This is a genomic window from Streptomyces durbertensis, from assembly GCF_014156695.1.
GTDB lineage: Bacteria > Actinomycetota > Actinomycetes > Streptomycetales > Streptomycetaceae > Streptomyces > Streptomyces durbertensis.
Genome location: NZ_WMLF01000771.1, coordinates 1 through 1293, shown reverse-complemented (window position 1 = coordinate 1293; position 1293 = coordinate 1). Strand labels below are relative to the sequence as shown.

The window sequence follows — 1293 nt, the reverse complement described above, 5'->3', positions numbered from 1 at the left end:
TATAAGAGACAGGTGGGGGGCCGACGGGCCGGGGTGGGTGAGTTCTTCGACGGCGGCACGGAGGTCGCCGGCGAGGAGCATGATCTTGTCGTAGCTGATGCCGTGCCGGACGAGGACGCGCTGGACGACCGTCTCCGCGCGGTCCGCCGGGAGGGGGTATGCGGGGACCTGCCAGCCGCGCCGGCGCAGCCGGTCGGTGACGTCGTAGAGCGTGAAGCCCGCGCCTGCCGGGTCGGTGAGGGTCCAGGACACGGCGGGCAGGGCCCGCTCGCCGTCGTAGAGGAGGGTGAACGGGCCCATCTCACCGACCCGGCGGCCGAGTTCGCGGGCGCTTGCGCGGCACGCGGCGTGGATCGCGCGGTAGCCGGCGCGGCCCAGGCGGAGGAAGGTGTAGTACTGGGCGACGATCTCGCCGCCGGGGCGGGTGAAGTTGAGGGCGAAGGTGGGCATGTCGCCGCCGAGGTAGCTGACGCGGAAGACCAGTTCGTCGGGGAGGAGTTCGGCGGTCCGCCACACCACCCAGCCGACGCCGAGCGGCGCCATGCCGTACTTGTGGCCGGAGGCGTTGATCGACGCGACGCGTGGGATGCGGAAGTCCCAGACCAGGTCGGGCTGGAGGAAGGGGGCGACAAAGCCGCCGCTGGCGGCGTCCACGTGCAGCGGCACGTCGAGGCCGGTGTCGGCGTGTATCGCGTCGAGTTCGGCGGCGAGTTCGGCGATCGGCTCGTAGTCGCAGGTGTAGGTGACGCCGAGGATGGCGACGACGCCGATGGTGTTCTCGTCGACGTGGGAACGGAGTTGGTGCGGTCGCAGCCCGGTGGCGTCCGGTTCGAGCGGGATCTGGCGGAGTTCCACGTCGAAGTAGCGGGCGAACTTCTCCCAGCACACCTGGACGGGCCCGCAGACCAGGTTGGGGCGGTCCGTCGGTTCTCCCTCGGCTTGGCGGCGCTGCCGCCAGCGCCATTTGAGGGCGAGGCCGGCGAGCATGCCCGCCTCGCTGGAGCCGGTGGTGGAGCAGCCGGCCGTGTCGCCGCCGGCCGGGGCGTGCCAGAGGTCCGCGATCAGATGGACGCAGCGGGACTCGATCTCCGCCGTCTGCGGGTACTCGTCCTTGTCGATCATGTTCTTGCCCAGGCACTCGTCCATCAGCGTGTGCACCTCGGGCTCGGCCCAGGTGGTGCAGAAGGTGGCGAGGTTCTGGGAGGCGTTGCCGTCCAGGGCCAGCTCGTCGTGGATGAGGGCGTACACCGCCCGGGGGTCGGAGGGGAGGTCCGGGACCCGGTACTTGGGCAG

Annotated in this window: 1 protein-coding gene; it reads right to left on the bottom strand. The window is 71.1% G+C overall.

Annotated features, from left to right (window positions below; genetic code table 11):
- Window positions 1-1293 (bottom strand): glutamate decarboxylase (gene gad, locus GL263_RS26675; RefSeq protein WP_182858301.1); only part of this gene is annotated, 1293 nt, incomplete at both ends.